Source organism: uncultured Dechloromonas sp. (assembly GCF_945957265.1).
Lineage (GTDB): Bacteria > Pseudomonadota > Gammaproteobacteria > Burkholderiales > Rhodocyclaceae > Azonexus.
On record NZ_CAMFKO010000006.1, the window covers coordinates 84,036 to 111,035 of the forward strand.

The 27,000-nt window shown below is 66.7% G+C and carries 24 protein-coding genes; 16 read left to right on the forward strand and 8 right to left on the reverse strand.

What is annotated here, in order from left to right; translation table 11 throughout:
* Window positions 1-59 precede the first annotated feature (59 nt).
* Together Q0P59_RS05280 and Q0P59_RS05285 are read right to left on the reverse strand one after the other, a co-directional pair.
* Complete coding sequence (locus Q0P59_RS05280) at window positions 60-1,541, reverse strand: PepSY domain-containing protein (protein ID WP_295004318.1); 1,482 nt, start codon at window positions 1,539-1,541, stop codon at window positions 60-62.
* 30 nt (window positions 1,542-1,571) lie between these two features.
* Complete coding sequence (locus tag Q0P59_RS05285; RefSeq protein WP_295004320.1) at window positions 1,572-3,767, reverse strand: TonB-dependent receptor; 2,196 nt, start codon at window positions 3,765-3,767, stop codon at window positions 1,572-1,574.
* Between the two features lie 268 nt (window positions 3,768-4,035).
* Here Q0P59_RS05285 and Q0P59_RS05290 point away from each other — a divergent pair, with 268 nt between their 5' ends.
* From Q0P59_RS05290 to Q0P59_RS05350, 13 genes are all read left to right on the forward strand, one after another.
* Window positions 4,036-4,509: a hypothetical protein gene (locus tag Q0P59_RS05290; RefSeq protein WP_295004322.1), complete on the forward strand. Its 474-nt coding sequence runs from the start codon at window positions 4,036-4,038 to the stop codon at window positions 4,507-4,509.
* A gap of 78 nt (window positions 4,510-4,587) precedes the next feature.
* Window positions 4,588-7,188: an aminopeptidase N gene (pepN, locus tag Q0P59_RS05295; protein ID WP_295004323.1), complete on the forward strand. Its 2,601-nt coding sequence runs from the start codon at window positions 4,588-4,590 to the stop codon at window positions 7,186-7,188.
* Window positions 7,189-7,412: 224 nt separating this feature from the next.
* Window positions 7,413-8,525: a methyl-accepting chemotaxis protein gene (locus Q0P59_RS05300; protein WP_295004325.1), complete on the forward strand. Its 1,113-nt coding sequence runs from the start codon at window positions 7,413-7,415 to the stop codon at window positions 8,523-8,525.
* Between the two features lie 14 nt (window positions 8,526-8,539).
* The gene (locus Q0P59_RS05305; protein ID WP_295004327.1) at window positions 8,540-8,908 is read left to right on the forward strand and encodes a response regulator; all 369 of its coding nucleotides are present in this window, start codon (window positions 8,540-8,542) and stop codon (window positions 8,906-8,908) included.
* A 40-nt stretch (window positions 8,909-8,948) separates the two neighbouring features.
* A complete protein-coding gene (locus Q0P59_RS05310) occupies window positions 8,949-9,275 on the forward strand; it encodes an STAS domain-containing protein (protein WP_295004329.1) in 327 nt (108 codons plus the stop codon).
* Entirely contained in the window at window positions 9,272-10,138 is an 867-nt protein-coding gene (locus tag Q0P59_RS05315) for an Hpt domain-containing protein (RefSeq protein WP_295004330.1), read from the forward strand. The genes Q0P59_RS05310 and Q0P59_RS05315 overlap by 4 nt, the downstream gene beginning before the upstream one ends.
* 60 nt (window positions 10,139-10,198) lie before the next feature.
* Window positions 10,199-11,404 carry a chemotaxis protein CheA gene (locus Q0P59_RS05320; protein ID WP_295004421.1) on the forward strand — a complete coding sequence of 402 codons (1,206 nt, stop codon included), beginning with the start codon at window positions 10,199-10,201 and terminating at the stop codon, window positions 11,402-11,404.
* Window positions 11,405-11,428: 24 nt separating this feature from the next.
* On the forward strand, window positions 11,429-13,093 hold the full coding sequence (locus Q0P59_RS05325) for a methyl-accepting chemotaxis protein (RefSeq protein ID WP_295004332.1): 1,665 nt from the start codon (window positions 11,429-11,431) through the stop codon (window positions 13,091-13,093).
* Window positions 13,094-13,106: 13 nt separating this feature from the next.
* Window positions 13,107-13,658: a chemotaxis protein CheW gene (locus Q0P59_RS05330; RefSeq protein ID WP_295004334.1), complete on the forward strand. Its 552-nt coding sequence runs from the start codon at window positions 13,107-13,109 to the stop codon at window positions 13,656-13,658.
* Window positions 13,659-13,680: 22 nt separating this feature from the next.
* Window positions 13,681-14,502 (forward strand): protein-glutamate O-methyltransferase CheR, encoded by an 822-nt coding sequence (locus Q0P59_RS05335; RefSeq protein WP_295004336.1) that lies wholly within the window; start codon window positions 13,681-13,683, stop codon window positions 14,500-14,502.
* Window positions 14,495-15,553, forward strand: coding sequence for a chemotaxis response regulator protein-glutamate methylesterase (locus tag Q0P59_RS05340; protein WP_295004338.1), 1,059 nt, complete (start codon window positions 14,495-14,497; stop codon window positions 15,551-15,553). Before Q0P59_RS05335 ends, Q0P59_RS05340 begins: the two co-directional genes overlap by 8 nt.
* A gap of 10 nt (window positions 15,554-15,563) precedes the next feature.
* A complete protein-coding gene (locus Q0P59_RS05345; protein WP_295004340.1) occupies window positions 15,564-16,775 on the forward strand; it encodes an EAL domain-containing protein in 1,212 nt (403 codons plus the stop codon).
* A 241-nt stretch (window positions 16,776-17,016) separates the two neighbouring features.
* Complete coding sequence (locus Q0P59_RS05350; protein WP_295004342.1) at window positions 17,017-17,541, forward strand: RNase H family protein; 525 nt, start codon at window positions 17,017-17,019, stop codon at window positions 17,539-17,541.
* Here the strand turns inward: Q0P59_RS05350 and Q0P59_RS05355 are convergent.
* From Q0P59_RS05355 to Q0P59_RS05365, 3 genes are read right to left on the reverse strand one after another with little or no spacing between them, the layout of a single operon-like run.
* Complete coding sequence (locus Q0P59_RS05355) at window positions 17,531-18,046, reverse strand: glutaredoxin family protein (protein ID WP_295004344.1); 516 nt, start codon at window positions 18,044-18,046, stop codon at window positions 17,531-17,533. The two genes, Q0P59_RS05350 and Q0P59_RS05355, sit on opposite strands and share 11 nt — an antisense overlap.
* Window positions 18,047-18,071: 25 nt before the next feature.
* Window positions 18,072-18,848, reverse strand: a complete 777-nt coding sequence (locus tag Q0P59_RS05360; protein ID WP_295004346.1) for a response regulator transcription factor — start codon at window positions 18,846-18,848, stop codon at window positions 18,072-18,074.
* Window positions 18,827-19,840: a histidine kinase gene (locus Q0P59_RS05365; RefSeq protein ID WP_295004348.1), complete on the reverse strand. Its 1,014-nt coding sequence runs from the start codon at window positions 19,838-19,840 to the stop codon at window positions 18,827-18,829. Before Q0P59_RS05365 ends, Q0P59_RS05360 begins: the two co-directional genes overlap by 22 nt.
* Before the next feature lie 57 nt (window positions 19,841-19,897).
* Here Q0P59_RS05365 and argH point away from each other — a divergent pair, with 57 nt between their 5' ends.
* From argH to Q0P59_RS05380, 3 genes are all read left to right on the forward strand, one after another.
* Window positions 19,898-21,286 carry an argininosuccinate lyase gene (gene argH / locus Q0P59_RS05370; RefSeq protein ID WP_295004350.1) on the forward strand — a complete coding sequence of 463 codons (1,389 nt, stop codon included), beginning with the start codon at window positions 19,898-19,900 and terminating at the stop codon, window positions 21,284-21,286.
* 122 nt (window positions 21,287-21,408) lie between these two features.
* Entirely contained in the window at window positions 21,409-21,786 is a 378-nt protein-coding gene (locus Q0P59_RS05375; RefSeq protein WP_295004352.1) for an OsmC family protein, read from the forward strand.
* A 104-nt stretch (window positions 21,787-21,890) separates the two neighbouring features.
* Window positions 21,891-24,710 (forward strand): ATP-binding protein, encoded by a 2,820-nt coding sequence (locus Q0P59_RS05380; protein WP_295004354.1) that lies wholly within the window; start codon window positions 21,891-21,893, stop codon window positions 24,708-24,710.
* Between the two features lie 13 nt (window positions 24,711-24,723).
* Here Q0P59_RS05380 and grxD read toward each other — a convergent pair whose 3' ends face one another.
* Genes grxD through prfA form a run of 3 tightly spaced genes read right to left on the reverse strand, consistent with a single transcriptional unit; the run spans window position 24,724 to window position 26,969 of the window.
* Window positions 24,724-25,047 carry a Grx4 family monothiol glutaredoxin gene (gene grxD / locus Q0P59_RS05385; protein WP_295004356.1) on the reverse strand — a complete coding sequence of 108 codons (324 nt, stop codon included), beginning with the start codon at window positions 25,045-25,047 and terminating at the stop codon, window positions 24,724-24,726.
* Window positions 25,048-25,059: 12 nt separating this feature from the next.
* Window positions 25,060-25,884, reverse strand: a complete 825-nt coding sequence (gene prmC, locus Q0P59_RS05390) for a peptide chain release factor N(5)-glutamine methyltransferase (protein WP_295004358.1) — start codon at window positions 25,882-25,884, stop codon at window positions 25,060-25,062.
* Window positions 25,885-25,886: 2 nt separating this feature from the next.
* Complete coding sequence (prfA, locus tag Q0P59_RS05395; protein WP_295004360.1) at window positions 25,887-26,969, reverse strand: peptide chain release factor 1; 1,083 nt, start codon at window positions 26,967-26,969, stop codon at window positions 25,887-25,889.
* Window positions 26,970-27,000: the final 31 nt, after the last annotated feature.

Consider the following 27,000-nt stretch of genomic DNA (forward strand, 5'->3'; position numbering starts at 1 on the left):
GTGCTATCGCGAGGATGAGCAACAACGCCAGAGGGGCAAAGACAAGCTTTCATGTTCGGCTAATTGCGAAGCAGATCACCATGCTTGCCCCGGCGGCGGTTCAGGCGCCGCCAGCCGATCACCGCGCCGCTGACGCTGAGCAGGAAGCCCAGCAAACTGGCCGCGACGAGCAGCACATCCCACAGCGGGCGCTTGTCGAGCAGGAAGCGCCAGTCCCAGCTGTGCAGGAAGGCGAACAAGATGCGCTGCGCCCGGCGATGGGCATCCAGGCGCTGGACGACGCGGCCGCTCGCCGGATCGAGGTAGAGCCAGGTTCCGGCCGGGTCGTCGAAGCGCAGGCGCAGCACCGGCAGCGGCCGCTCCAGGTGGCCGCCCATGGTGTGCTCGGCGCGCGCGTAGTAGTGCCAGTCGTATTCGGCCTGCAGCGATTCGTCGACCAGCCGGGCGCCGGGCAGCATCGCCCGGCCGGCTTCGGCGAGATGCGGCAGCGCATGGCCGGACGACACCGTGCCGTCCGCCCGCCAGTCGATCAGGCGCTGCCCGCCTTGCGCGTCGCAGGCGACCGCGTACAGCCGCCCGGCCAGCGGCTGCCAGAGCAATTCGACGCTCCGCTGCCCGGCGGCGTCGAGCCGGCGCAAGGCCGTCGCCGGGGCCAGCCCGGCAAGATCCTCGGCGCGCAGCGGCGACTGCTGCAAGGCCGGCGCCCCCGAATCGAAGAGACGCCAGGGATTCATCGAGAACAGGCCGCTCAGCACCCAGGTCAGGGCAAACACGCCGCCGACCAGGCCGAGGTAATGGTGCCAGCGCATCATCGCCGAGCGGTAGGGCGTGTGCCGGCCGCTGGCGTAGCCGGCGCGCCGCCAGCGCCAGATGCCGACCAGGATGCCGCACAAGGCGAGCAGCGAACCGGCCAGGCTGCTGTAGATGACGAAATCGCTCCACGCGAAATCGACGCTGCCGCCGCGCAAGGGATAGACCCAGTGCAGCCAGGCGCCGATCCAGCCCCAGCTGCGCTCGACCGGGCTGACATCCCTGACGACTTCGCCGGAAGCCGACGAAACGTAATACAGCCCGCCGGCGTCGTCGGCCACGCGATGCAACGGGCGATGGCCGGCCAGCGCCTTGGAATGCGTCCACGCATCCTCGGCCAGCGTGCCTTCGTAGGCCAGCGCCCGGCCCGGCGCGAAGGGCGCGGCCGAACGCAAAGCCTGCGCCGCATCGACCCTTTCCAGCGCCTCGCCACTCCCGGCATCGACCGTCAGGTAGCGCTGCCCCGGCAGCGTCGCCACGTAAACGGCCCGCTCGCCGATGCTGGTCAGGCGCAGCGACTGGATGCCGGCGCCGGCCAGTTCGAACGCCCGCTCCGGCGGCACCGGGCAGCAATCCGCGGCCAGCGCCGGCAGGGTGCGCAGGCGCTCGCCCGGGGTCAGCTTGGGGTAGCCGACGTACATCATGACCACCCCGCTGAGGAACCACAGCGCCATCAGCCAGCACAGGGCGATGCCCAGCCAGCGATGCGCCAGGTACACCCAGCGCTTCACGGAGCGCCCTCGGCGCTGCGGCGAGCCGACTCAGAAGCGAGCATGAATCGACAGGTCGACGGTGCGCGGCGCCCCGAGGTAGGCCATGGCGCCGGTACCGCTCAGGAACTCGGAATAAATCTTGTCGGTCAGGTTGCGCGCGCGCAGGGTCAAGGTCGTGCTCCGGTCCAGCTTGTACGAGGCGAAGGCGCCGAACAGATTGTAGCTGCCCTCGTCGATCGTGTTGGCGCTGTCGGCGAAGCGGGCGCCGACGTGACGCAGGTCGCCGCCGAGCTGCACATTGGCCAGCGGCGACCAGGTCAGCCACAGGTTGCCGACCTGGCGGGGCGTGTTGGTCGGCTGGTAGCCGGCGCGCGACACCGCGACGCCGCCCACGCTTTCCGTAAAGTCGTCGTAGCGCGCCTTGACCAGGCCGTAGTTGCCGGCCAGCTGCACGCCGGGCATCACGCGGTAGGAGCCGCTCAGCTCGATGCCGCGCGAAGTCTGCTGGCCGACCGGCACCGTCGTTGACGGCTGGCTCGGGTTGGCCACCGCAAAATTGTTGCGCGTGATCTCATACACCGCGACGGTCGCCGTCCCCTTGCCCTCGTCGAAGAACCATTTGCTGCCGGCCTCGACCTGCTTGCCGGTGGTCAGCGCGAAATCCTTCACCTGGCCGAAGGTCGCCGTGGTCAGGATGCCGGCCGGCGGGTCGGCCGCCGTGCTGTACTGGATGTAGGCGCTGGCATTCGGCGTCAGGTCGTAGTTCAGCGCCAGGCGGCCGGTGAGCGGCTTGTAGCGGCGCGCGAAATAGGCCGGATTGCTGGCGCTCGCCGCCTGGTGGTTGGTCACCTCGAGATCGATGCGCTCCTGGCGCAGGCCGCTCAGCAGCGACAGCGCGGGGGTCAGGAAGGTGCGATTCTCGAGGAAGACGGCCAGCGTCGTCACCTCGTTGCTGCGATTGGGCGTGAAACCGGGCGTCATGCCGGGCAGGCTGAAGAAGCTCTCGGTATTGAAGGCATACGGATCGACATTGCCGAACGGCCCGGTCACCGAGCGCGGGAAGCGCGTCTGCTTGTTGACGCTGTAGTCGACGCCGCCGGCCCAGTTGCTCTTCAGCGAACCCAGCGGCTGGTCGAGCGAGAGTTCGAGGCGATTGCCGTTGACGCTCTGGTCATGGCGCTGCAGCAGCGCGCCCGAGCGGGAGACCTGGGTGTTGCCGGCGTTGAATTCGTAGGTCTCGACGTTGCGATAGTCGCGCAGGGCATCGTAGTGATAGAAGGTATTGCGCAGGCTGAGCTTGTCCGAGGCGCGGTAATCGACGATCGAACGCGCCCAGCGCACGGTTTGCTCGTAGAGGCCGTCGGTGGAATTGTAGTTCTTGAAGCGCGTCCCCTCGTCGATGGCGATGCGGCCGCCAAGCGGCTTGAGCACCGGCGTGCCCCAGTACGGACGGTCGACCGTCTCCTTCTGGTATTCGAGCGCCAGGGTATGACTCAGCCCGGGCGCCAGGTCGACCAGCCACGAACCGGCCAGCTGCACGGCCTCGCGCTCGGTGTGGTCGCTCCAGGCGCCGCCGGTGTTGCGGCTGACATCCAGGCGCAGCACGTTGCTGGCGCCCAGCTTCCGGTTGAAGCCCGCCGCCATCTGCAGCGCGTTGTAGCTGCCGACGCCGAGGCGCGCTTCGGAGAAATCGCCGTCGCGACTGGCCAGCTTGGTGACGTAGTTGATCGAGCCGCCGATGGCGCCGGCGCCGAACAGGAAACTGGACGGCCCGCCGATGGCCTCGACGCGGTCGTAGATCCAGCTATCGACCGGCCGTGCGGCAATCACGTCGTACTGCACGGTGATGCCGTTGAACAGCTGGGTCACGCTGCCCGAGGTGAAGCCGCGGTAGAAGACCTGGCCGGGGCTGCCCGGCGCCGACGACGCGGTCACCCCGGGAATGCCCTTGATGATCTCCTGCGTGTTCTCGGCCCCGCGCGCCTCGATCAGTTCGCGGTCGATGACGGTGACCGAGGCCGGGGTTTCCTTGACGCCGAGTTCGAGCCGGCTGCCGGTCGTCGATTTCCGGGCCAGGCCGGCCGGGTCGATCGCGACGCTGTCGCGGACGACGACGTCGGCCAGGGTCGGCACCTTGCCCTCGCCGTCAGCCCAGCTCGGCATCGCCGCCAGGGCCAGCATGGCCAGCGCCAGCGGGCGCAGGGTAAAAAACGGCTGGGCTGCGGCAGGCATTGCAGTTTTCATTGATTGATCCAGTTTGATGACTCCCCTGACCGGGGCAAGGGCGCAGATACTACTTTCGGCAGGCGCACATGCTACTTGCGGCACATCAAAAACGCGCACCAATTCGGTGCGTCATATTGTCACACCCCGCCCCGTCAGCCTTTCGGCGTCCTCCTGCCTCCGTCGCCCGGCATTTGTCGGGAACAGGCGACATCTTTTTTTGCCTGCACTGTCCCCCGATGCGGCGGCTCTGTCGTTAAATGGGTATCTTCCCGAAGGAAACAGAACCATGTCCTTACGCCACCTTCTCTCCGCCACGCTGCTTACCCTGCTGCTCGCCACCACGGCCTCCGCCCAGGTCTCCGTCAGCATCGGCCAGCCGGGCTTCTACGGCCGCATCGATATCGGCGGCTTTCCCCCGCCGCCGCTGATCTACGCCGAACCGATGATCATCCGCCCGGCCCGCATCGCCTATCCGCCCCTCTACCTGCGCGTACCGCCCGGCCACGCCAAGAAATGGCACCGCTACTGCGACCGCTACAGCGCCTGCGGCCGGCCGGTCTATTTCGTGCAGGACGACTGGTACCGCAACGAATACGTGCCGGTCTACCGCGAGCGCCATCACCACCACGACCGCGACGAATACCGCGACGGCTACCGGGATGGCCATCGCGACCACGACCGCTACGAGGATCGCGGCGGCAGTGGGCGCGGTCATGACCACGGCCATGGTCACGGGCGCGGGCGCGGCGACCGCGACTGACGCCTCGCCGGCCAAGCCGCTCCCGGGCGGCGGCTTGGCGTATCATCGGGCGCTTGAACGACACCAGCGCCCCGCACGATGAAAACCGACACGCCCCAAACCATCTATCTCAAGGATTACACCCCGCCCGCTTTCCGGGTCGACCAGGTCGATCTCGATTTCGTCATCGAAGCCGGCCACACCACCGTCACCGCGACGCTGGCCATGCGCCGCAATGACGAGCGCCCCGGCCAGCCGCTGGTGCTCGACGGCGCGGAACTCGAAACCCTGGCCGTGACGGTCGACGGCAATCCCTGGCCGACAGCGGAAACGCCGACGACGCTGACCCTGGCCGACCTGCCGGACAGCTTTACCCTGCGCACCGTAGTGCGCATCCAGCCCGACCTGAACACCTGCCTGTCCGGCTTCTACCGCTCCAAGGACGGCTATTTCACCCAGTGCGAGGCACAGGGCTTCCGCCGCATCACCTGGTTCCTCGACCGTCCGGACGTCATGGCGACCTACACGGTGACCCTGCATGCCGACAAGGCCGCTTTCCCGGTCCTGCTCGCCAACGGCAACCCGGTCGCCGCCGGCGACGAAGCCGACGGCCGCCACTGGGCGACCTGGGAAGACCCGTTCAAGAAGCCGGCCTACCTGTTCGCCGTCGTCGCCGGCAAGCTCGACGTGCTGCGCGACCGCTTCCGCACCGCCTCCGGCCGCGACGTGCAGCTCGCCATCTACGTCGAGCCGGGCAAGCTCGACCAGTGCCCGCACGCCATGGATGCCTTGAAAAAATCCATGCGCTGGGACGAGGAACGCTTCGGCCTGGAATGCGACCTCGACCACTACATGATCGTCGCCGTCGGCGACTTCAACATGGGCGCCATGGAGAACAAGGGCCTCAACATCTTCAACACCAAGTACGTGCTGGCCCGCCCCGATGTCGCCACCGACGTCGATTTCGAGAACATCGACCGCGTCGTCGCCCACGAGTATTTCCACAACTGGACCGGCAACCGCGTGACCTGCCGCGACTGGTTCCAGCTGTCGCTGAAGGAAGGCCTGACCGTCTTCCGCGACCAGGAATTCGGCGCCGATCTGCACAATCGCCAGACCGCCCGCATCCGCGAGGTGCGCGGCCTGCGCGCCGCGCAGTTCCCGGAGGATGCCGGCCCGATGGCGCATCCGATCCGCCCGGCCAGCTTCGTCGAGATCAACAATTTCTACACCGCCACCGTCTATGAAAAGGGCGCCGAGGTCATCCGCATGATCCAGACCCTGATCGGTCGCGACGCGTTCCGCGCCGGCATGGACGAATACTTCCGCCGTCACGACGGCCAGGCGGTGACCTGCGAGGATTTCGTCGCCGCCATGGCCGCCGCCTCCGGCTTCGACTTCGCGCAATTCATGCGCTGGTACAACCAGCCGGGCACGCCGCATGTCGCCGTGGATGGCCATTACGATGCCGAGTCGCAAACCTACACGCTGACCTGCACGCAATCCAACCGCCGCGCCGCGGACGACGCCCCCACCCTGATCCCGATCCGCATCGCGCTGTTCGCCGCGGACGGCACGCTGCTGCCGGGTAGCGAGCGCCTGCTGCAACTGACCGCCGCCAGCCAGTCCTTCGTCTTCGACGATATCGCCGGCGCACCGGTGCCCTCGCTGCTGCGCGACTTCTCGGCGCCGGTCTATCTCGATTTCGACTACGCGCCGGAACAGCTGGCCCTGCTTCTCGCTCACGAGCCCGATCCGTTCAATGCCTGGGAGGCCGGCCAACGGCTCGCCACGACGCTGATCCTCGACGCCACGCAAGCCATCGCCGACGGGCGCCCGCCGGTCTGGCCGGAAACCTTCGCCGCCGCCTGCCGCCGCCTGCTGCAGACGCAGGCCCGACGCGGCGCCGCCTTCGTCGCCGAAGCCCTGACCCTGCCCGGCGAAGGCACGCTCGCCGAACTGCTCGACCCGGTCGATCCGGACGCCCTGCACGCCGCCCGCAATGCGCTGCGCCGCCACCTGGCCGAGGAGCTCGAAGGCGAGTTTTCCGGCCTCTACGCGGCGCTCGCCGTGACCGAGCCGTATGCCCCGAGCAGCGAACAGGCCGGCCGCCGCGCCCTGCGCAACGTCTGCCTCGGCTACCTGCTCGAACTCGACACCGATGCCGCGCGCCAGATGGCGCTGCAGCAGTTCAGCACGGCCGACAACATGACCGACCAGTTCGCCGCGCTGGCGGCGCTGGCCAACGTCACCGCCGCCACCTGCCCGCAGCGCGACCAGGCGCTGGCCGATTTCTACCGGCGCTGGCAGGACGAGGCGCTGGTCGTCGACAAGTGGCTGGCCGTGCAGTCGACCAGCCGCCGTCCGGACACGCTGGCCACGGTCAAGGCGCTGACCGCCCACCCGGCGTTCGACGCCACCAACCCGAACAAGATCTACGCCCTGATCCGCAACTTCGGCGCCAACCTCGTCCGCTTCAACGCCGCCGACGGCAGCGGCTACGCCTTCATCGCCGAGCGCATCCTCGACCTGCACGACAAGAACCCGCAGGTCGCCTCGCGCCTCGCCCGCTGCTTCGACCGCTGGAAGAAGTTCGACAGCGGCCGGCAGCAGCATGCCCGCCAGGCCCTGGAGCGCCTCCGCGACCACCCCGGTCTCAGCCGCGACGTGCTGGAGGTGGTCTGCCGGGCGATGGATTGAGTCCGCGCCGACGGGCAAGCGTGAGAGATGGCCGAGCCGGACCCGCCCGTGCCGGCCTCTCCCCTTCCCGCCGCCAGGCCAGGCGGCACCGCCCTTGGAAAACCGCCCGAAAAATTCCGCAAAAACAAAATATTCTGCAATACTAACAATCGCCACGCAGCCGGTGGCAAGAAGCGGCCATCGTCACTGCGGCCTCCCTGGCCAACCCCTGGAGAGACGACTCCATGCCTGGATTTCGTATTGCGCACCTTGCGGGAAACCTGCTGCTGTCCGGACTGCTGGTCTGGCTTGGCGGTGGCGCGTGGCCGTTCTGGCTCGTCGCGGGCGCGCTCCTGGCCCAAGGCGCCTGGCTGATCTTCGGCCTTGCTCCGCCCCCCGGCGGCGCCCACCCCGGTACCTCCGACACCGTAAATCCGGCATTTTCGTCAAAACTGGAAAACCTTCTGGGGGAACTGCTCCCCCTGTGGAATCGCCACATCGAACTGGCAAAAAGCCAGACCGGCAAGGCCGCCGACGGGCTGAGCGAACAATTCGCCAGGATGAAGCACGAGCTGGAGGCCGGCATCGCACTGCCCGGCATCGACGGCGACAGCGTCATCGGCCTGATCCGCGAAGCGGAATGCGAGCTGCCGAAAGCATTCGCCGCGCTCGAGGAAAGCCAGAACCGGCGGGCCGGCCTGCTCGCCGAACTGCATGCGATGACCGGGCTGGTCGGCGACCTTTCCAGCATGGCCGGGGATGTGCGGGAGCTCGCCAAACAGACCGACCTGCTGGCCCTCAACGCCGCCATCGAGGCTGCCCGCGCCGGCGAGTCGGGGCGAGGCTTCGCCATCGTCGCCGACGAGATTGGCAAACTATCGACGGCATCGGGCGACACGGGAAAACGCATAACCGAGCAGGTAAGTTCGGTGACGCGGACGATCCACCATGTCATCCAGGCGGCCACCGCGAGCAGCGGCGATGCCAGCCGATTGCTCGGCGACGCCGAGAAGGTGGTCCGCGACCTCCTGCAGCGCCTGGACGGCAATGCCCGCGAACAGGAAGCGCGCCTCGACAGGATGCGCGGCATCCATGCCGCCGTCGATGCCACGCTGAACCAGATACTCGTCGAACTGCAGTTCCAGGATCGCGTCGCGCAAATCCTCGGCCACGTCCAGGCGGATGCCGAGCGACTCCGCCACGCGCTGGACCAGGGCCGGCCGCTGGACGGGGAAGCCTGGCTGCGCGACCTGAAAAAAACCTACAGCACCGACGAACAGCACGCGGTACACGGCAGGCGGCCGCCCGCCCACGCCGCGCCGGGCAAAATGCAGACTAGCGAGATCACCTTTTTCTAGGAAAGGAAAACCGCGTGGACAAAACCATCCTGGTCGTGGACGACTCGTCGAGCTTCCGCAACGTCGTGTCCATCGCGCTCAAGGACGCCGGCTACCAGGTCGTTCAGGCCGGCGACGGCAGGGATGCGCTCGGCCGGCTCGACGGCCGGAAAATCAGCCTGATCATCACCGACCTCAACATGCCGGTGATGGACGGCCTGAGCTTCGTCAAGGCGGCCAGGCAGATCGCCGCCTACCGCTTCACGCCGATCATCATGCTGACCACCGAAGCGGGCGAAGACAAGAAAGCAGAAGGCAAGGCGGCCGGCGTGCGGGCCTGGGTGCTCAAGCCTTTCCAGCCGCCGGTGCTGCTCGACGCGGTCGCCAAGCTGATCCAGGCCTGAGCCCGCTTGCCGCCGCGCCCATTCCCCCGGAGGACGAAACATGCTTGATGCAGAGATCGAATCCCCGCTCCAGGTCGAAGGCCAGGAAGCCACCCTGAACCTCCAGGGGGACCTCACCGTCTTCACCGTCGACGCGCTGAAGGACGATGTTTTTCTGGCGCTCAACTGCCCGCGGATCCGCGTCTCGCTTGCCGCCGTGACCGACATCGACAGCTGCGGATTGCAGCTGCTGCTCCTGCTGGCCCGACAAGCGCAGCACCTGGGGCGCGACTTCGCGCTGAGCCACCGGCATCCGGAAGCCGACGCCCTGCTCGCGCTGTACGGGCTCGACCTGCCGTCGCCGGCCGCCGGGGAAGGCGCGTCATGAACAACGCATCCGCCCTGGCGCTTTTTTTCGAAGAGGCCTTCGAGCAGAGCCGCCTGCTCGAAAGCCTGCTGCTGTCGCTCGACGAACAGCCGGAAAGCAATGCCGAAGACCTCGGCGCCATGTTTCGCAGCGCCCACACCATCAAGGGTTCCGCCGGGCTGTTCGGGCTCGACGGCCTGATCGCCTTCACCCACGTGATGGAAAACGTGCTCGATCGCCTGCGCAACGGCAAGCTCGCCATCGACAAGCCGCTGCTCGGACTCCTCCTCGCCGGCAACGACCATCTGCGGCAAATGCTGGCCCACTACCGGCGCGAACCGGCCACGCCCTTCCCGGAAGACGTCGAGCACCGGCAGCTGCTGGCTGCGCTGGAGGAGCACGCGCAATTCGCGCAGCCGAACGCATCGGCGCCACCGCCGGCGGCACCGGAAAGCGCCGGGAGCGATATCTGGCACCTCTTCCTGCGTTATCACCCGGACATTTTCCGGCACGGATTCGACCCCGCATCCTTCCTTCGCTATCTCGGCAAGCTCGGCAGCATCGTCCATATCCACACGCATCTCGCGATGCCCGACACGCTGCTCGCACTCGACCCCACCACCTGCCTCCTGGGCAACGAACTGGCCTTCCGCAGCCAGGCCAATGCGGCCGAGATTGCCGCCGCCTTCGAGTTCATCCGGGACGACAGCGCGATCGACATCCTGCCGCCCGCCAGCGACTATGACGCGTTCGCCGAACTGGCCGCCCGCTACGGCGGCGCCGCGGAAACCCACCTGGCGCGCTGGAAAGACGCCGGCTACCTGCCCGCCGCCACCCCGACAGCGCCCCCCCTTCCGGCGCCGGCGCCGAGCGTCGAGGCGTAAACGGCGCCGCATGAAAAACGGCGCAACGCCGACCGCCTCGACGGCAACCGCTTCATCCGCATCGAAGCCGCCAAGCTCGACGCCCTGATCAACCGGGTGGGCGAACTGGTCATTTCGGCCGCCAGCTCGCGCCTGCACGCCAAGCAAACCGCCGACAGCGACATGATCCAGGCCGTCGAAGTGCTCAGCCAGCTGGTCGAAGGCATCCGCGACGATGCGCTGAACCTGCGCATGGTCCCGATCAGCGAGATATTCAACCGCTTTCCGCGCATGGTGCACGACGTCTCCGCCCGCCTCGGCAAGGAGATCGAACTCGATCTCGTCGGCGCCGACACCGAGATCGACAAGTCGATGATCGAAAAGCTGACCGATCCGCTGATGCACATCGTCCGCAACGCCATCGACCACGGCATCGAGGATGCCGCCAGCCGCCTGGCGCAGGGCAAGCCGGCGCGCGGCCTGCTCCGGCTCAAGGCCTATCACGACACCGGCGCCATCGTCGTCGACATCAGCGACGACGGGCGCGGCCTGAACAAGGCGGCGATCCTGGCCAAGGCGCTGGAACGCGGCCTGCTGCCGGACGGGCGGCAACTGAGCGACCAGGAAATCTACAAACTGATCTTCCTGCCCGGCTTCTCCACCGCCGAACAGGTCAGCGACCTTTCCGGGCGCGGCGTCGGCATGGATGTCGTCCGCCGCAACATCGATGCCCTGCGCGGTGAAATCGAGATCCTGAGCAGCGCCGGCCAGGGCAGCACGCTGCGCATCCGCCTGCCGCTGACCCTGGCCATCATCGACGGGTTCCACGTCGAGGTCGGCGGCTCGTCGCTGGTCCTGCCGCTCGACATGATGGCCGAATGCATGGACATGCCCTGCGAACGGATTTCGCGCGAAACCCGGCAGATCTGGCTGCGCGACAGCTGGATTCCCTATGTCAGCCTGCGCGAGCTGTTCTCGCTGCCGCCTTGCGACGGCCCGGAATACGTCGTCGTCGCCCAGTTCGGGCAAACCACCGCCGGCATCATCGTCGACCGCCTGGTCGGCGACATCCAGGCCGTGATCAAGCCGCTGGGCACCCTGTTCCGCTCGCTGCACGGGATCAGCGGCTCGACCATCATGGGCAACGGCCGCCTCGCCCTGATTCTCGACATCCCGCAACTGATCCAGCTCGCCCTGAAGCGGGAACATCGCCTGGTCGAACAACGCCAGGCGGACCTGACCGAACACGACATCGCCCCCGCCAACCCGGCCCCACGCTCCGCTTAACGCCCTATCCCACTGGAGGTCATCATGATCATCGCCAGCAACATGAAAGTCGCCCACCGCCTGATGCTCGGGTTCGGCCTTGCCATTGCCGCCCTGGTCGGCCTCGGCGCGGCGGCGATCACGAGCATCGCCAAGCTGAGCGCCTCGCTGACGAACATCGTCGAAGTCAATGCGCCGGAAGCCATCATGGCCACCCGCATGCTCGATGCGGTGCAGGAAATGCGCGTCCAGTACCGCCAGGCCCTGCTCGACCGCGAGGTGGGGGCCAAGCGCGCCAGCGCGGTGGAAAAACTGAAGGCCGCCGAAGCGGTCTACCTGAGATCGGAGAGCGAGCTGTTCAAGCTCTTCGACAAATACGCCCACCTGATGACCGCCAACGAGCGCGAGCTGGTCTCCCAGATCACCCAGCAGCGGCCGATTGCCTTCGCGGCCACCGATCGCGTGCTGGCCCTCGACCAGGAAGGAAAGGCCGAGGAAGCCAAGCTCCATCTGGAAACCAGCGCCTCGCCCGCCAACGCCAGGCTCAATGTCCTCCTGCGCGACCTGGCCAAGGAGGAGAACGACCTGAACAACCAGGCCTCGGCCGAACTGAAGGCCGAGGCCGCCTCGCTGCGGAGCACGCTGATCGCGGTGGCGGCGGGGTCGATCCTCCTGCTGGCGCTGATCGCCTGGGCCATCAGCCGCGCCATCCTCGACACGCTCGGCGGCGACCCCGGCGAGGTCAAGAACATCGTCGAGAAGGTCGCCCATGGCGACTTCAGCCTGTCCATCGCGCTGAAGCACGATGACCAGACGAGCCTGATGTACGCCTTTGCCAGCATGGTGCAACGGCTTTCCGGCGTGCTCAACGAAGTCCGCTTCATGTCCTCCAACCTCAGCTCGGCCTCGGAGCAACTGGCCCTCACCGCCACCGCGCTGTCATCCAGCGCCGTGCAGCAGGCCGCCAGCGTCGAGCAGACCAGCGCCTCGGTCGAGGAGATGTCGGCCACCGTCGGCCAGAACACCGACAATGCCAAGATCGCCGACGGCATCGCCAGCAAGACCGCCGGCAACGCCACCGAAACCGGCCAGGCGGTCGACAACATGGTGCATGCGATGAAGGAAATCGCCAGCCGCATCACCGTCATCAACGACATCGCCAACAAGACCGACCTGCTGGCGATCAACGCCGCCATCGAGGCTGCCCGCGCCGGCGAGCACGGCAAGGGCTTCGCCACCGTGGCGGTCGAGGTGCGCAAGCTGGCCGAGCGCTCGCAGGTCGCCGCCCGCGAGATCGGCGACCTGGCCAGCCGTTCGGTCGGCCTGGCCGAGAAGGCCGGCGGGCAACTCGGCGAAATGCTGCCGGGCATCCTGCAAACCGCCACGCTGGTCCAGGAAATCGCCGCCGGCTCGCGCGAACAGGCTACCGGCATCCGCCAGATCAACCAGGCCATGACGCAAATCAGCTCGACCATGCAGACCACCTCGTCCTCCGCCGAGGAGTTGAGCGCCACGGCCGAGGAAGTCAGTTCGTCCGCCATGCAATTGCGCGACCTGATGGAGCAGTTCAAGCTCGCCGGCGCTGCGCAGCGCGACAGCGGCATCCATCGCTTCCCGGCGGGCGCCAGGCCCGGCGCCGCGCTGCGCCCCCTCGACACGGGCGGAGAGGGCGGCGATCTCGGCATCGCCAGCAAGTTCTCCCGCTTCTGAAAGGAGCGCCGCCATGAGCCTGCACGAACCTGTCCTGCAGCCCGCCGATGCCGGTGGCGAAGGTGTCGCGCATTGCGTCACCTTCGTCCTCGGTGACGAAATGTTCGCCATCGGCATCCACCATATCCGCGAAATCATCGAATACGAAGAGATCACCAGCGTCCCGATGATGCCGGCCTTCGTCCGCGGCATCATCAACCTGCGCGGCGCGGTCGTCCCGGTCATCGATCTCGCCGCCCGCTTCGGCCGCCCGTTGAGCGAGATCAAGCCGGGAACCTGCATCGCCATTCTCAGCATCGAGGGCAACGACGAACTCTCTCTGCTCGGCATCCTGCTCGACGGCGTGCGCGAGGTGGTCGAAATCCCGCTCGCGGCGATCGAGCCGGCCCCCGCCTTCGGCACCCGCCTGCGCAGCGAGTTCATCCAGGGCATCACCACCGTCGCCGGTCGCTTCGTCATCCTGCTCAACGTCCAGAAGGCGCTGTCGGTCAGCGAATTGAGCGAGCTTGCCGACGAAGTGGCGAGCGCCCATTGCAGCGAATCGCTCGCCGGCGAAACCCCGTGACCGTCACCTCAAGCCAGCCGCCATGCCCATCCCGCTGAGCCAAGCCGACTTTCTGCGCATACGCCGCTTCATGTACGAAGCCTCGGGCGTGGACCTGGCCCCCAGCAAGCAGGCGATGGTCGAGGCACGTCTCGCCAAACGGGTCAATCAGCTCGGCCTTCGAGGGTTTTCCGACTACTGGAAACTGGTCAGCGCGCCGGAATCGGATGCAGAGCGGCAACGCGTCATCAACGCGCTATCGACCAACGAGACGTATTTTTTTCGCGAACCGGAGCACTTCAGCTGGCTGGCCGAATTCGCCCGCGCCAACCAGACGCCGGGACAGGCCTTCCGCGTCTGGTCGGCCGCCGCCTCGAGCGGCGAGGAAGCCTATTCGGCGGCCATCTCCCTGAGCGAGGCGCTGGGCGAGAAAGGCGCCTTCGAGATCCTGGCGACCGACATCAACACCGAGGTGCTGAAGGAGGCCCGAAACGCGATCTATCCGCGCGACGAGGTGCGCAATCTGCCGCCCAATGTCATGCAACGCCATTTTCTGTGGGGACGGGACGAGTATCGCGGCATGCTGATGGTTGCGCCCGAGCTCAGCCGGCGGGTACGCTTCCAGCAACTCAACCTGAACCAGTGCGAACGCAGCGCCATCGGCCTTTTCGACGTCATCTTCCTGCGCAACGTCATGATCTATTTCAACCCCTCGACCAAGGAGCGCCTCCTGGCGCAGATCTGCGACAAACTGAAAGACCACGGCGTACTGGTCATCAGCCACGCGGAAACCATTACCGGCCTGAACTGCCCCCTGGTTCCGATCCGCCCATCGTTGTACCGCAAGAGAAACGACAATGAATAGGAAAATCACCGTCCACATCGTCGACGACTCCGCAGTCGTCCGCGAAGTGCTGGGCAGCATCCTGGCCAAGGCGCCCGACATCGAGGTCATCGCGGCATCGCCGGACCCCTTGTTCGCGATGGAAAAACTCAACCGCCAGTGGCCCGACGTGATCATTCTCGACCTCGAGATGCCACGCATGGATGGCCTCAGCTTCCTGCGCAAGATCATGAAGGAACGCCCGACCCCGGTGATCATCTGCTCGTCGCTGGCCGAAGCCGGGATGCCGGTGACGCTCGACGCGATGGCGGCCGGTGCGGTGTCCATCGTCACCAAGCCCAAGATCGGCCTGCGCGACTTTCTCAGCGATGCCGCGCGCCAGCTGATCGACGAAGTCCGTGCCGCCGCCGGCGCCCGCCTGGGCAACCTGGCGCCGCAACTGAAGACTGCGCAAAAACTCAGCGCCGATGCGATGTTGTCGGCACCGGCCGGCCGCAACACCTTCCGCACCACGGAGCGCATCGTCGCGCTCGGCACCTCGACCGGCGGCACCCAGGCGCTGGAGTATGTCCTGCCCCGCCTGCCCCGCGACTGTCCGGGCATCGTCGTGGTCCAGCACATGCCGGAAATGTTTACCGCGTCGTTTGCCCGCCGACTCGACCAACTCAGCCAGATCGATGTCAAGGAAGCCAGCAACGGCGACCGCCTGGTCGCCGGGCTGGCCCTGATCGCTCCCGGCGGCAAGCACCTGATGCTCAACCGCAGCGGCACGCAATACGTCGCCGAGGTGCGCGACGGCCCCCTGGTATCGCGCCACAAACCCTCGGTCGACGTGCTGTTCCGCTCCGTCGCCGTCAGCGCCGGCAGCAATGCGACGGGCATCATCATGACCGGCATGGGCGACGATGGCGCCCGCGGCCTCGGCGAAATGCTGGCCAGCGGCGCCCGCACCTTCGCCCAGGACGAAGCCTCGTGCGTCGTCTTCGGCATGCCCAAGGTCGCCATCGAACTCGGTTCGGCACAGAAAGTGGTCCCGCTGAACGACATTCCCGCGCTGATCTGCGCGGCATAAGGAGCCACCCATGAACCCACCGCTTACCCAATGGCAAGGACGCACCGCGATGGTGGTCGACGATTCACCCAGCATGCGCCACGAGTGCTCCCGAATACTGAGGGAGCTCGGCTTCGCCAACATTCTGCTCGCCGAGAACGGGCAGCAGGCGCTCAACCAGCTCATGCAGGGGCAGCTGATCGACTTTCTGCTGACCGACCTCAACATGCCGGTGCTGGACGGGGTCGAGTTGCTGGACGCCGTCGAAAAATCCTTCAGCGGCAAACTCTACGTTGGCGTGATGAGCGGCCTCGACAGCAGCCTGCTGTCTTCGGTACGGGAGATCGTTTCCGGCAGCGAGCTTGAACTGGTCGCCATCCTGCCCAAGCCGATCACGGCCGACTGCCTGTACCGCGCCCTCAAACCGCACGATCCGAGCCACCATCAATTCGTTTCCCGCCAGCACGGCACCTTTCCCCCCTTGTTCAGCGACGATTTCGCGAACGCCATGCACGCGGGAGAAATCCTCGCCTACTACCAGCCCAAGATATCGCTGGTCGACGACCGCATCGTCGGGGTCGAGGTCCTCGCCCGCTGGCAGCACCCGAAGCACGGCCTGGTACCGCCCGTCGCCTTCCTCGAGCACATCGAGAACGGCCCGCTGGCCCTCCCCCACTTCCTTTTCCAGCTTTCCACCACGCTGGCCTTCCTGAAGGAGGCGAGCGCCTGCCATCCCGGTTTCTGCGCCAGCATGAACCTCCCCGTCCCGCTGCTCAGCGAGCATGACCTGGTCGACAAGATCGTCGCCCAGATCGAGCAAACGGATATTGCCACCGCCCAACTCACCTTCGAAGTCACCGAAACCTCGGTCATGTCCAATCTCAAAGCCTGCCTCAGTACGCTGACGCGCTTGCGCATCAAGGGCTTCGGCATCGCCATGGACGACTACGGCACCGGCTATTCGTCGATGAAGCAATTGGCCAAATGCCCCTTCACCGAGCTCAAGATCGACCGCTCCTTTGTGCACGCCGTGGCGGCAGACCAGAAACTGCTGTCGATCCTGACCGCCGCAATCAACATCTGCCAGGAGCTCAAGCTGACCTCGGTCGCCGAAGGCGTCGAGGACTTCGAGGACTGGCGCCTGGCACGCAGCCTGAATTGCGAAATCGGGCAGGGCTACTACTTCAGCCGCCCGCTTCCGAAGCAGGAGATGCTGGCCTACCTGGTCAAGCGCGGCGACTGATTCCACCCCGCGCCCACAGCAGGCAAGGCGACGCACAGTACGATACGCACTGTTGCAAACCGTTACTTGAAAGCGCGCGGGGCTGCCCTTATCTTGGACACATGCGCTGAACAGACATCAGCCATGACGGCCCACCCCTCCCCTGACCCCCAAAGGGCCGTCCAGAAAGCCTCGTACTCCCCCCGGTACGGGGCTTTCGCCTTTCTGGCGGAAGGCGGCCTTTCCGGCTAGGCTGGGCGACATGGCAAAACGCAGAAAAAAGAAACACGAGCGCATCGTCCACCTGTCTGTCGGCCCGTTGCCGGAACGCCTGGCGCCGCGCTTCGCCGACCAGGCGCTGCTGTTCACCGACGCCAGCCGCCTGCGCCACGGCGGGCTGGCCGCGGCCCTCTATCGCACGGCCGATGCGCCCGCGCAAACCTTGACGCGCAGCGTGGCGCCGACAGGCAGCAACGAACTGGAGTTGCAGGCGGCCGTCTTCGGCCTGCAGCAAGCCGCCAAGCTCATCCCCGACAGGCCGTTTGCGCTGTTCTCGGACAATCAGGATGCCGTCGTCCGCCTGAGCCGGGTCAAACGGCTGGGCGCGGCGGAGGACGAGGAACTCGGCCGGCTGTTTCCCGCCGCGGATCTCGACGCCTGGCTGCGGCACGCCACGCCCTGCTGGATTCCGGGCCACGGCACGTGCCGCGGCAACGCGCTGGCCGACCTGCACGCCCGCCTGGCGGCCGGCGGCGAAGCGCCGCCGGGCGATCCGTTCAGCCCTTGATCCAGGGCTGCAGCAACTGGCGCAGCGCCCCTTCGTTCCAGCCCTTGATCACATCGTCGCCGACCACGATCAGCGGCACGCCGTTACCGCCGAGTTTGCGGTGCTGCTTGAGCGCCTCCGAACTCTTCTCGATGTCGTATTCGGTATAGCGGATGCCGTTGGCGGCGAAAAATTCCCGGGTCATCTTGCAGTATCCGCACCACTCGGTCGCATACAGGCTGACTTCGGGCTGGCTCGCTGAGGCCGCCGCAATCGGCGCCGCCCCCGGCATGAGCAGCGGCCGGCCAAACCAGAATGCCGCGCCGAAGACGGCGAGGATCAGCAACCAGCGCCCGGCGCCGGCACGCCGCGCCGGCTGCACGTTGGGGCCATAGGTGCGCAAGCCTGGCGGCGGCAGCGGGCTGCCCGCCTTGTCGTAGGCTTTTTCGCACGCCGGGCATTGCCAGTCGGGCACGGTGGCATCGGCCTGGCGGGCATGATTGCAATGGGGGCAGATACGGGACACGTCCTTGTCTCTTTCGGAGGATGGTTCAGGAATTCTTGATCAAGGCCTTGGCCGGCGCCCACTGGCGGCGGCTGACCGGCAGCTTTTCCGGGATGCCGCGCAGCAAGGCCCAGCCGTAGGCTTCGACGTCGTCGCCCGCCGCCTTCTCGAAGCCGGCGAGGGCGGCCTTGGCGACCAGGACGGCACGGTGCAGGCGCATGAAGCGGTCGGCGAACTCGTTCTCGAGATGGGTCAGCGCCTCGTCGAGCAGGTATTCGCGCTCCGCCGTGCGTGCCGTCACGTACTTGAGGTCGGCCTTGAAATACAGCACCTCGCCGACCGGAACCAGCAGCAGCCGCCCCCGCTCGTGGCAGGACAGGTGCGTCCGCCCGCTGCCCCGCACTTCGTGACCGATGCCGGCCAGCAGCGCCGGATCGGGGTGCTGCGCCGGCACCTTCTGCAAGGCGGCCAGCAGGCGCTGGGCGCGCACCGGCTTGAGCAGGTAATCGACGGCGTTCAGGTCGAAGGCCTGCACCGCGTAGTTGTCGTAGGCAGTCGTGAAGATCACGGCCGGCGGCTTTTCGAGGCGACCGAGATGAGTCGCCAGCTCGATGCCGTCCATGCCCGGCATGCGAATATCGGCGAGGACGATATCGACGGCGTTGGCGCGCAGGAACTCGAGCGCCAGCAGGCCGTTGGCCGCCTCGCCGACCACCGTGCCCGGCAGTTGCACGGCGAGGTCGCCAAGCAGCGTGCGCAGGCGGTCGCGCGCCAGCGGCTCGTCATCGACGATGAGGATTCTCAACGGTTTTTCGTTTGACATGGCAGCGTGATGCGAACCTCGTAGCGATGGTCACTGACCTCGGTTTCCAGACGGGCTTCGAGATCGTAATACAGGACCAGGCGTTCGCGAATATTGGCCAATGCCATCCGGTTGCCGGCGGCATGCTGGGGCTGACCGGCGGTCGGGTTGGCGATGACGATGCACAGCGCGTCGCTCCTTTGGGTGATGGCCACGCTGACCACACCGCCCTCCGGTGACGGTTCGATACCGTGGTAGACGGCGTTTTCGAGCAAGGGCTGCAGCATCAGCGGCGGAATCGGCAGGTTCAGGTCGACCGCACCCAATTGCCAGTCGACCGCCAGGCGCTCGCCCAGGCGCAGCTTTTCGAGGTCGAGATACTGCCGGCCGAGCGAGATTTCGTCGGCCAGGCTGACCAGCTCGCCGGGGTCGCGCATGGCGGCGCGAAACAGGTCGGACAGCGACTCCAGCGCCTCCTCCGCCTGCTGGGGACGGGCCCGGATCAAGGACAGCACCGCGTTCAGCGAGTTGAACAGGAAATGCGGCCGGATGCGGGCGTTCAGCGCCGCCAGCCGTGCCTCGGCCTGGGCCGGGGAGAGCGCCCGCGCGCGCAGTTCGAAATAGGCGAGCAGCAGGGCCGCGCTGGCCACGGCCAGCAGGACGGCGCGCAACGCCGCCCCGGCTTCGATCGGCACCAGGCTGCGGGCATACACGAACATGGCCGCGGCCAGCCCGCCGGCCAGCCCGGCGACGCATGCCTGTCCGAGGCGCAGGGGAAGGCGCCACAGCCCGTCGCGCAACAGGGAGAGCAGGCCCAGTTCGACCAGCAGCAGGGGTTCCACGACGGCGGCCAGTTGCAGGTAGCTGTCCAGCCACTTGCCGATATCGCCCGCCTGAACCAGGGCGGCCAGCGCCGCCAGGCCGTTGACACCCAGCAGCACGCGCAGCATCACCCCGAAATTGCGCCAGTCGGGCAAGGGGTGCGTGGCGGGAAAGTGCCGTATACTTGTCATCTTTGTGCGGGTTTCTTCGAAATTCGTCGCCGATTCGCCCCATTCTAGATCAGAGTCATGACTTCCAACGCCAATCAATACACCTGGGCCGGCCGTTTCTCCGAGCCGGTCTCCGACCTCGTCAAGCGCTACACCGCCTCCGTCGACTTCGACCAGCGCATGTGGCGCCAGGACATCCGCGGCTCGCTCGCGCACGCCAAAATGCTCGCCAAGCAGGGCATCATCAGCGCCCAGGATCTCGCCGACATCGAACGCGGCATGGCCGTCGTCGCCCAGGAAATCGAATCCGGCCAGCTGGCATGGTCGATCGACCTGGAGGACGTGCACCTCAACATCGAGAAGCGCCTCACCGCGCTCGTCGGCGATGCCGGCAAGCGCCTGCACACCGGCCGTTCGCGCAACGACCAGGTGGCCACCGACATCCGCCTCTACCTGCGCGACAGCATCGACGACATCCAGCTGCTGCTCAAAGCCTTCCGCGGCGCGCTGGTCGATCTGGCGGAAAAGGAAGCGGCCACCCCGATGCCCGGCTTCACCCACCTGCAAGTCGCCCAGCCGGTGACCTTCGGCCACCACATGCTGGCCTATTTCGAAATGTTCGGCCGCGATGCCGAGCGCTTCGCCGACGCCCGCAAGCGCACCAACCGCCTGCCGCTCGGTTCCGCCGCGCTGGCCGGCACGACCTACCCGATCGACCGCGAATTCGTCGCCGCCGAACTGGGCTTCGAAGCCGTCTGCGAGAACTCGCTGGATGCCGTTTCCGATCGCGACTTCGCCATCGAATTCACCGCTGCCTGCGCGCTGCTGATGATGCACATCAGCCGCCTGTCGGAAGAACTGGTGATGTGGATGAGCCCGCGCGTCGGCTTCATCCAGATCGCCGACCGCTTCTGCACCGGCTCGTCGATCATGCCGCAGAAAAAGAACCCGGACGTGCCGGAACTGGCGCGCGGCAAGACCGGCCGCGTCTACGGCCAGCTGATGAGCCTGCTGACCCTGATGAAATCGCAGCCGCTGGCCTACAACAAGGACAACCAGGAAGACAAGGAACCGCTGTTCGACGCCGTCGACACGGTCACCGACACCCTGCGCATCTTCGCCGACATGGCCGGCGGCATCACCGTCCGCGCCGACAACATGAAGGCCGCGCTGACCCAGGGCTTCGCCACCGCCACCGACCTCGCCGACTACCTGGTCAAGAAGGGCCTGCCCTTCCGCGACGCGCACGAAGCCGTCGGCCACGCCGTCAAGGCGGCGGAAGCCAAGGGCGTCGACCTGCCGCAACTGACGCTCGACGAGATCCGCGCCTTCTGCCCGCAGGTCGAAAGCGATGTGTTCGCCGTGCTGACCGTCGAAGGCTCGCTCGCCTCGCGCAACCACATCGGCGGCACCGCCCCGGAACAGGTCAAGGCCGCCATCGCCCGCGCCCGCCAGCGTCTCGGCTAAGGCGCCCGCCGCGCCCCACCAGCAAACCGCCGGCCAGCCCGGCGGTTTTTTTTGCGCCCGGCGCCGTGGCGGGTTAATATATAAGCGTATTCTGATAAAACAATAAGCCAAGGAAGAACAGCATGTACGCATCCGTTGCCGACAACACCCCGCTCATCAAGGTCACCAGTGGCAAGCACGAAGCCAGCTATGCGCTGGACGGTTCCCTGATGAACCCCCTCGAAGCCTTCTATGCCGCACTCGCCGCCTGCGCCATCGTCTTTGCCAAGAAAGCCTGCAAGGGCCTGGGCCTCAAGGCGGAAGGCATCGCCGTCGAATGCAGGCCCTTCGCCGGCCCCGGCGGCCCCCTGACCTTGAGCCGGTTCCGGACCGAAGTCCGCTTCCCGGCCGACTTCACGGCCGAGCAGAAGGCGGTCATCCTCGACAGCATCGCCCATTGCGCGGTCAAGGAAATCGTCATCGACGGCGGTCATATCGACTTCCAGGTCAGCGAGGCTTAAGCGCCGCCGGCAAAAGGCGATCGCCCCGGCGACGCTGTTGCGACCTTGTGTCGCGCAGCGGTGCCCGTTACAGTATGCGAAACGATTCCTCCATGGAGTTTCGCATGCGAGCGGGGCCTTACTCCTGGCAGTCCCTGAAGACCCGACTGGCGCTTGTCACGCTCGCCATCTTCCTGGCCGCCCTCTGGTCGCTATCGTTCTACAGCTATCGCACCCTCCGCCACGACACCGCGCAACTGCTCGGAGAGCAGCAGTTCGCGACGGTTTCGGTGCTCGCCTCGGCGACCAACGACGAGCTTGAGCGACGTTTCATCGCGCTCGAGTCGGTCGCCCGGCATCTCGCGCCGGCCGCCCTCGGACCGGCCGCCGAACTACAGGCCTGGCTCGACAACCAGCCCATCCTGCTGCAGCTCTTCAATGCCGGCATCCGGATAACCGGAACCGACGCGGTTCCCCTTGCCGTGGCACCGAGATCGCCTGCACGCCTGGCTACCAGCTACGCCGATCGCGACTACATGCTTGCCGCGCTGAAGGATGGGAAGCGCGCCATCGGCCGGCCGACCATCGGCAAAGTGATTCAGTCCCCGCTCATCAGCCTGGCCGTACCGATCCGGAACGACCGGGGAACGATCATCGGCGCCGTTGCCGGCTCGATCAACCTGAGCGAGGCCAATTTCCTCGAGCGCAACATCGAGGCCCGGATCGGCAGCAATGTCGGCTTCCTGCTGATCGCCCCCGACCACCAGACGATCGTCACGGCCAGCGACAAGGCGCGCATCATGCAGGCGGTGCCGGCCCCCGGCGCCAATGCCATGCATGACCGCTACATGCAGGGCTACGAAGGCTACGGGGTCGCCGTCAATTCGCGGGGCGTCGAGGAAATCTCAGCCAGCCGCCGCATTCCCCTGGCCGACTGGTTCGTCGTCACCATCCTGCCGACCGATACGGCATTTGCCCCGATCGAAGCGCTCTGGCAGAAAATGCTGCTCGCCACGCTGGTCCTCTCCGTGCTTGCCTGCCTGCTCACCTGGTGGGTGACGACCCATTTGCTGCGCCAGCGGCTCGCCCCCCTGACGGCCGCCACGCAGGCGCTGAACTCGCCCGTCTACGATCCGGGACTGCCGGACAGCCTGCCCGTCCTCTGCGCCGACGAAATCGGCGACCTGGTCAGCGCCTTCAATCAGCTGCTCGCCACCTCGCGCCATCGCGAGGCGCTGCTCGGCCATCGAACCGAGGCACTGCTTTCCGAGCAGGCCGTGTCGAAGAAAACGGCGGCCGAACTCGCCCAGGTCAACGCCCATCTCAACGCGCTCATCGAATACCTGCCCGACCTGTTGTGGCTGAAGGACCCGGACGGGGTGTACCTGGCCTGCAACCCCCGCTTCGAGGCCTTCTTCGGCGCCCCCAAGGAGAACATCCTCGGCCGCACCGACTACGACTTCGTCGACAAGGAACTGGCCGACTTTTTCCGGGAACACGACCGCAAGGCCATGCAGCGCGGCGGACCGAGCGTCAACGAGGAGTGGATCACCTTTGCCAACGACGGGCATCGCGAACTGCTGGAGACGACCAAGGTACCGGTCGTCGACGGCCAGGGCGAGCTGATCGGCGTCCTCGGCATCGGGCACGACATTTCCGAGCGCAAGCGCAACGAAGCCGAACTGGAAAAACACCGCCGGCAGCTGGAAACGCTGGTCGGCGAGCGGACGACGGAGCTGCGCCAGGCCAAGGACCAGGCGGAAGCGGCCAACCGGGCGAAAAGCACCTTCCTGGCCAACATGAGCCACGAGCTGCGGACGCCGATGAACGCCATCATGGGCATGACCGAAAGCGCCCTGCAGCGAACCGACGACCTGCAGCAAAAGGAACGGCTGAGCAAGGTCATGCACGCCTCCCGCCATCTCCTGGCGGTCATCAGCGACATTCTCGACCTGTCGAAAATAGAAGCCGAGCGGATGACCTTCGAGCAGACGGCATTCACGCTCGACGGCATTCTGCGCGACATGGATGCCCTGCTCAGGGGCAAGGCCCAGGAAAAAGCGCTGCAGCTGGACATCGACCTGCCCGCAGCGCTGGGCAGACAGCGGCTTTGCGGCGATCCGGTCCGGCTGCGCCAGGTCATGATCAACCTCGTCGGCAACGCCATCAAATTCACCCCGCCGGGCGGCCGCGTCGATGTCCGCATCGCCGCCCTGGGCGACGGCGACGACGAATTGCACTACCGCGTCGAGGTGATCGACACCGGCATCGGCATTGCCGAATCCAGCCTGCCCCGGCTGTTCAACGCCTTCGAGCAGAGCGACAACACGATGACCCGCAAATATGGCGGCACGGGCCTGGGGCTGGCCATCTGCAAGCGGCTGATCGGCCTGATGGGGGGCGAGATCGGCGTCCGCAGCGAGGAGGGATCGGGCACCACCTTCTGGTTCACCCTGCGCCAGCTCAAGGCGACCGGCGCGACGGAAAACACCGACACGATCGGCGAGGATGCATGCGCCGCCATTGCCCGCGAATTCTCCGGCCTGACCATCCTGCTTGCCGAGGACGAGCCGATCAACCAGGAGGTCACCTGCGAGCTGCTGATCGACAGCGGCCTGACGGTCGATGTTGCCGACGACGGCGCCGCGGCCGTCGACCTGGCGCGTCGCAAGCCCTACGCCCTGATCCTGATGGACATGCAGATGCCGGTGATGAACGGCATCGACGCCACCCGGGCCATTCGCGCGCTGCCCGGCTATGCCGGGGTCCCGGTCCTGGCCATGACCGCCAACGCCTTCGCCGAGGATCGCCAACGCTGCCTGGACGCGGGCATGAACGACCACATCGGCAAGCCGGTGGCGCCCGACATGCTGTTCCTGGCCATCCTCAAGTGGCTGCGCCGCACAAACGACAAGGCCGGCTCAGCGGCCGGCCCTGCGGGTTGAGCGGACGAAGGAATCAGGCCTGCGCAATGCCCTCGAGCAATTGCTGCAATTCGCCGGAGTGGTACATCTCCTTCATGATGTCGCAGCCGCCGACGAACTCGCCCTTGATGTAGAGCTGCGGAATGGTCGGCCAGTTGGCGTATTCCTTGACGCCCTGGCGGATTTCCTCGTCGGCCAGCACGTTGACGGTGACGAAATCGTTGACGCCGCAGACCTTGAGGATCTGCACGGCGGTGGCCGAGAAACCGCACTGCGGGAAGCGGGCATCGCCCTTCATGTAGAGGACGACCGGGTTGCTGGTCACGGTTTCGCGGATGCGTTGCTGAACGTCGGACATGGAATCTCCAGATTACAGTTGAGCGCCTGAAACACGGTCGATGCCGGCCAGGTCGGGATGAGTGAATGGGTCTTTGAACCCGGCGTCGGCCAATAAGTTCCGGCTGGCGGCCCCCTGGTCGTAGCCGTGCTCGAACAAAAGCCAGCCGCCGGGATTCAGGTGGGCTGCCGCCGCCGCCACGATGCGGCGGATGCAGGCCAGGCCGTTGCCGCCGGGCTGCAGGTCGCTCAGCGCCATGCGCGGCTCGTGCGGCAGGCCGTCGCGTTCGAGATGCGGGTCGCCGTCGGCGACGTAGGGCGGGTTGGAAACGATCAGGTCGAAGTGCCGGCCGGCCAGCGGGGCGAACCAGTCGCCGGCCTGGAAATCGATACGTGCCCCGAGGCGACCGGCATTGTTGCGGGCCACGGCCAGTGCGCCGGGCGACAGGTCGACCGCCGCCACGCTGGCGGCCGGACACTCGAGCGCCAGCGAGACGGCGACGATGCCGGAGCCGGTGCCGAGATCGACGACCGACGGCGATGCCCTGCCCGCCAGCCTTTCCAGCGCCAGGTCGATGAGCACCTCGGTTTCCGGACGGGGAATCAGGACATCGGGCGAGACCTGGAAGACCCGGCCGCGGAACTCGGCCTCGCCGACCAGGTAGGCCAGCGGCTCGCCGGCGGCGCGGCGGGCCACCCACCCGGCGAACTGGTCGAAAGCCGGCGCGATGAGCGGCGTTTCCGGCCGCGCCAGCAGGTCGGCGTGCGTGCAGCCGGCGGCGTATTGCAGCAGCAGGCGGGCGTCGAGGCGGTCTATCTTCTGCCGCGCGAAGGCCAGCGCTTCGCCGAGCGTGGTCATGCTCAGTTCTGTTCCGCCAGTTCGGCCAGCTGGTCGGCCTGGTGCTCCGAGGCCAACGCGCCGAGCAGCTCGTCCATGTCGCCGTCCATGATCGCGGCGATCTTGTACAGCGTCAGGTTGATACGGTGGTCGGTGATGCGCCCTTGCGGGAAATTGTAGGTGCGGATGCGCTCGGAACGGTCGCCGGAGCCGATCAGGCTCTTGCGGGTGCTGGCGATGGCGCTTTGCTGGGCGCGCACCTGCACGTCCTTGATGCGGGCGGCGAGCACGCGCATGGCCGAGGCCTTGTTGGCGTGCTGCGAGCGGCCGTCCTGGCATTCGGCGACGATGCCGGTCGGGATGTGCGTGATGCGCACCGCCGAGTCGGTCTTGTTGATGTGCTGGCCGCCGGCGCCGGAGGCGCGGAAGGTGTCGATGCGCAGGTCGGCCGGGTTGAGGTTCACGTCCTCGACCTCGTCGGCCTCCGGCATCACCGCCACGGTACAGGCCGAGGTGTGGATGCGGCCCTGGGTCTCGGTTTCCGGCACGCGCTGCACGCGATGGCCGCCGGATTCGAACTTCAGCCGCGAATAGGCGCCGTTGCCGGCCAGCCGGCAGATGATTTCGCGATAGCCGCCGAGTTCCGACTCGCTGGCCGACATGATCTCGACCTGCCAGCGCTGGCGCTCGGCGTAGCGCGAATACATGCGGAAGAGGTCGCCGGCGAACAGCGCCGACTCGTCGCCGCCGGTGCCGGCACGGATTTCGAGCAGGACGTTCTTTTCGTCGTTGGGGTCCCTGGGCAGCAGCAGCTTCTGCAGTTCGACCTCGAGTTCGGGCAGGCGCGCCTTGGCCGCGGCCATTTCCTCTTCGGCGAAGTCGCGCATGTCCGGGTCGGCGAGCATGGCCTCGGCTTCGGCCAGATCGTTTTCCGCCTGGCGGAAGGCATTGAACTGGATGGCCACCGGCTCGACCTCGGCCCGTTCGCGCGACAGCTTGCGGAACTGATCCATGTCGTTGGCCGCATCGGGCGAAGCCAGCATGCGGTCGATTTCGTCGAGGCGATCGACCAGCAACTCCAGTTTTTGGCGAATGCTCGATTTCATCGGGAAGATCTGCCAGGTAATTGATTCAGGG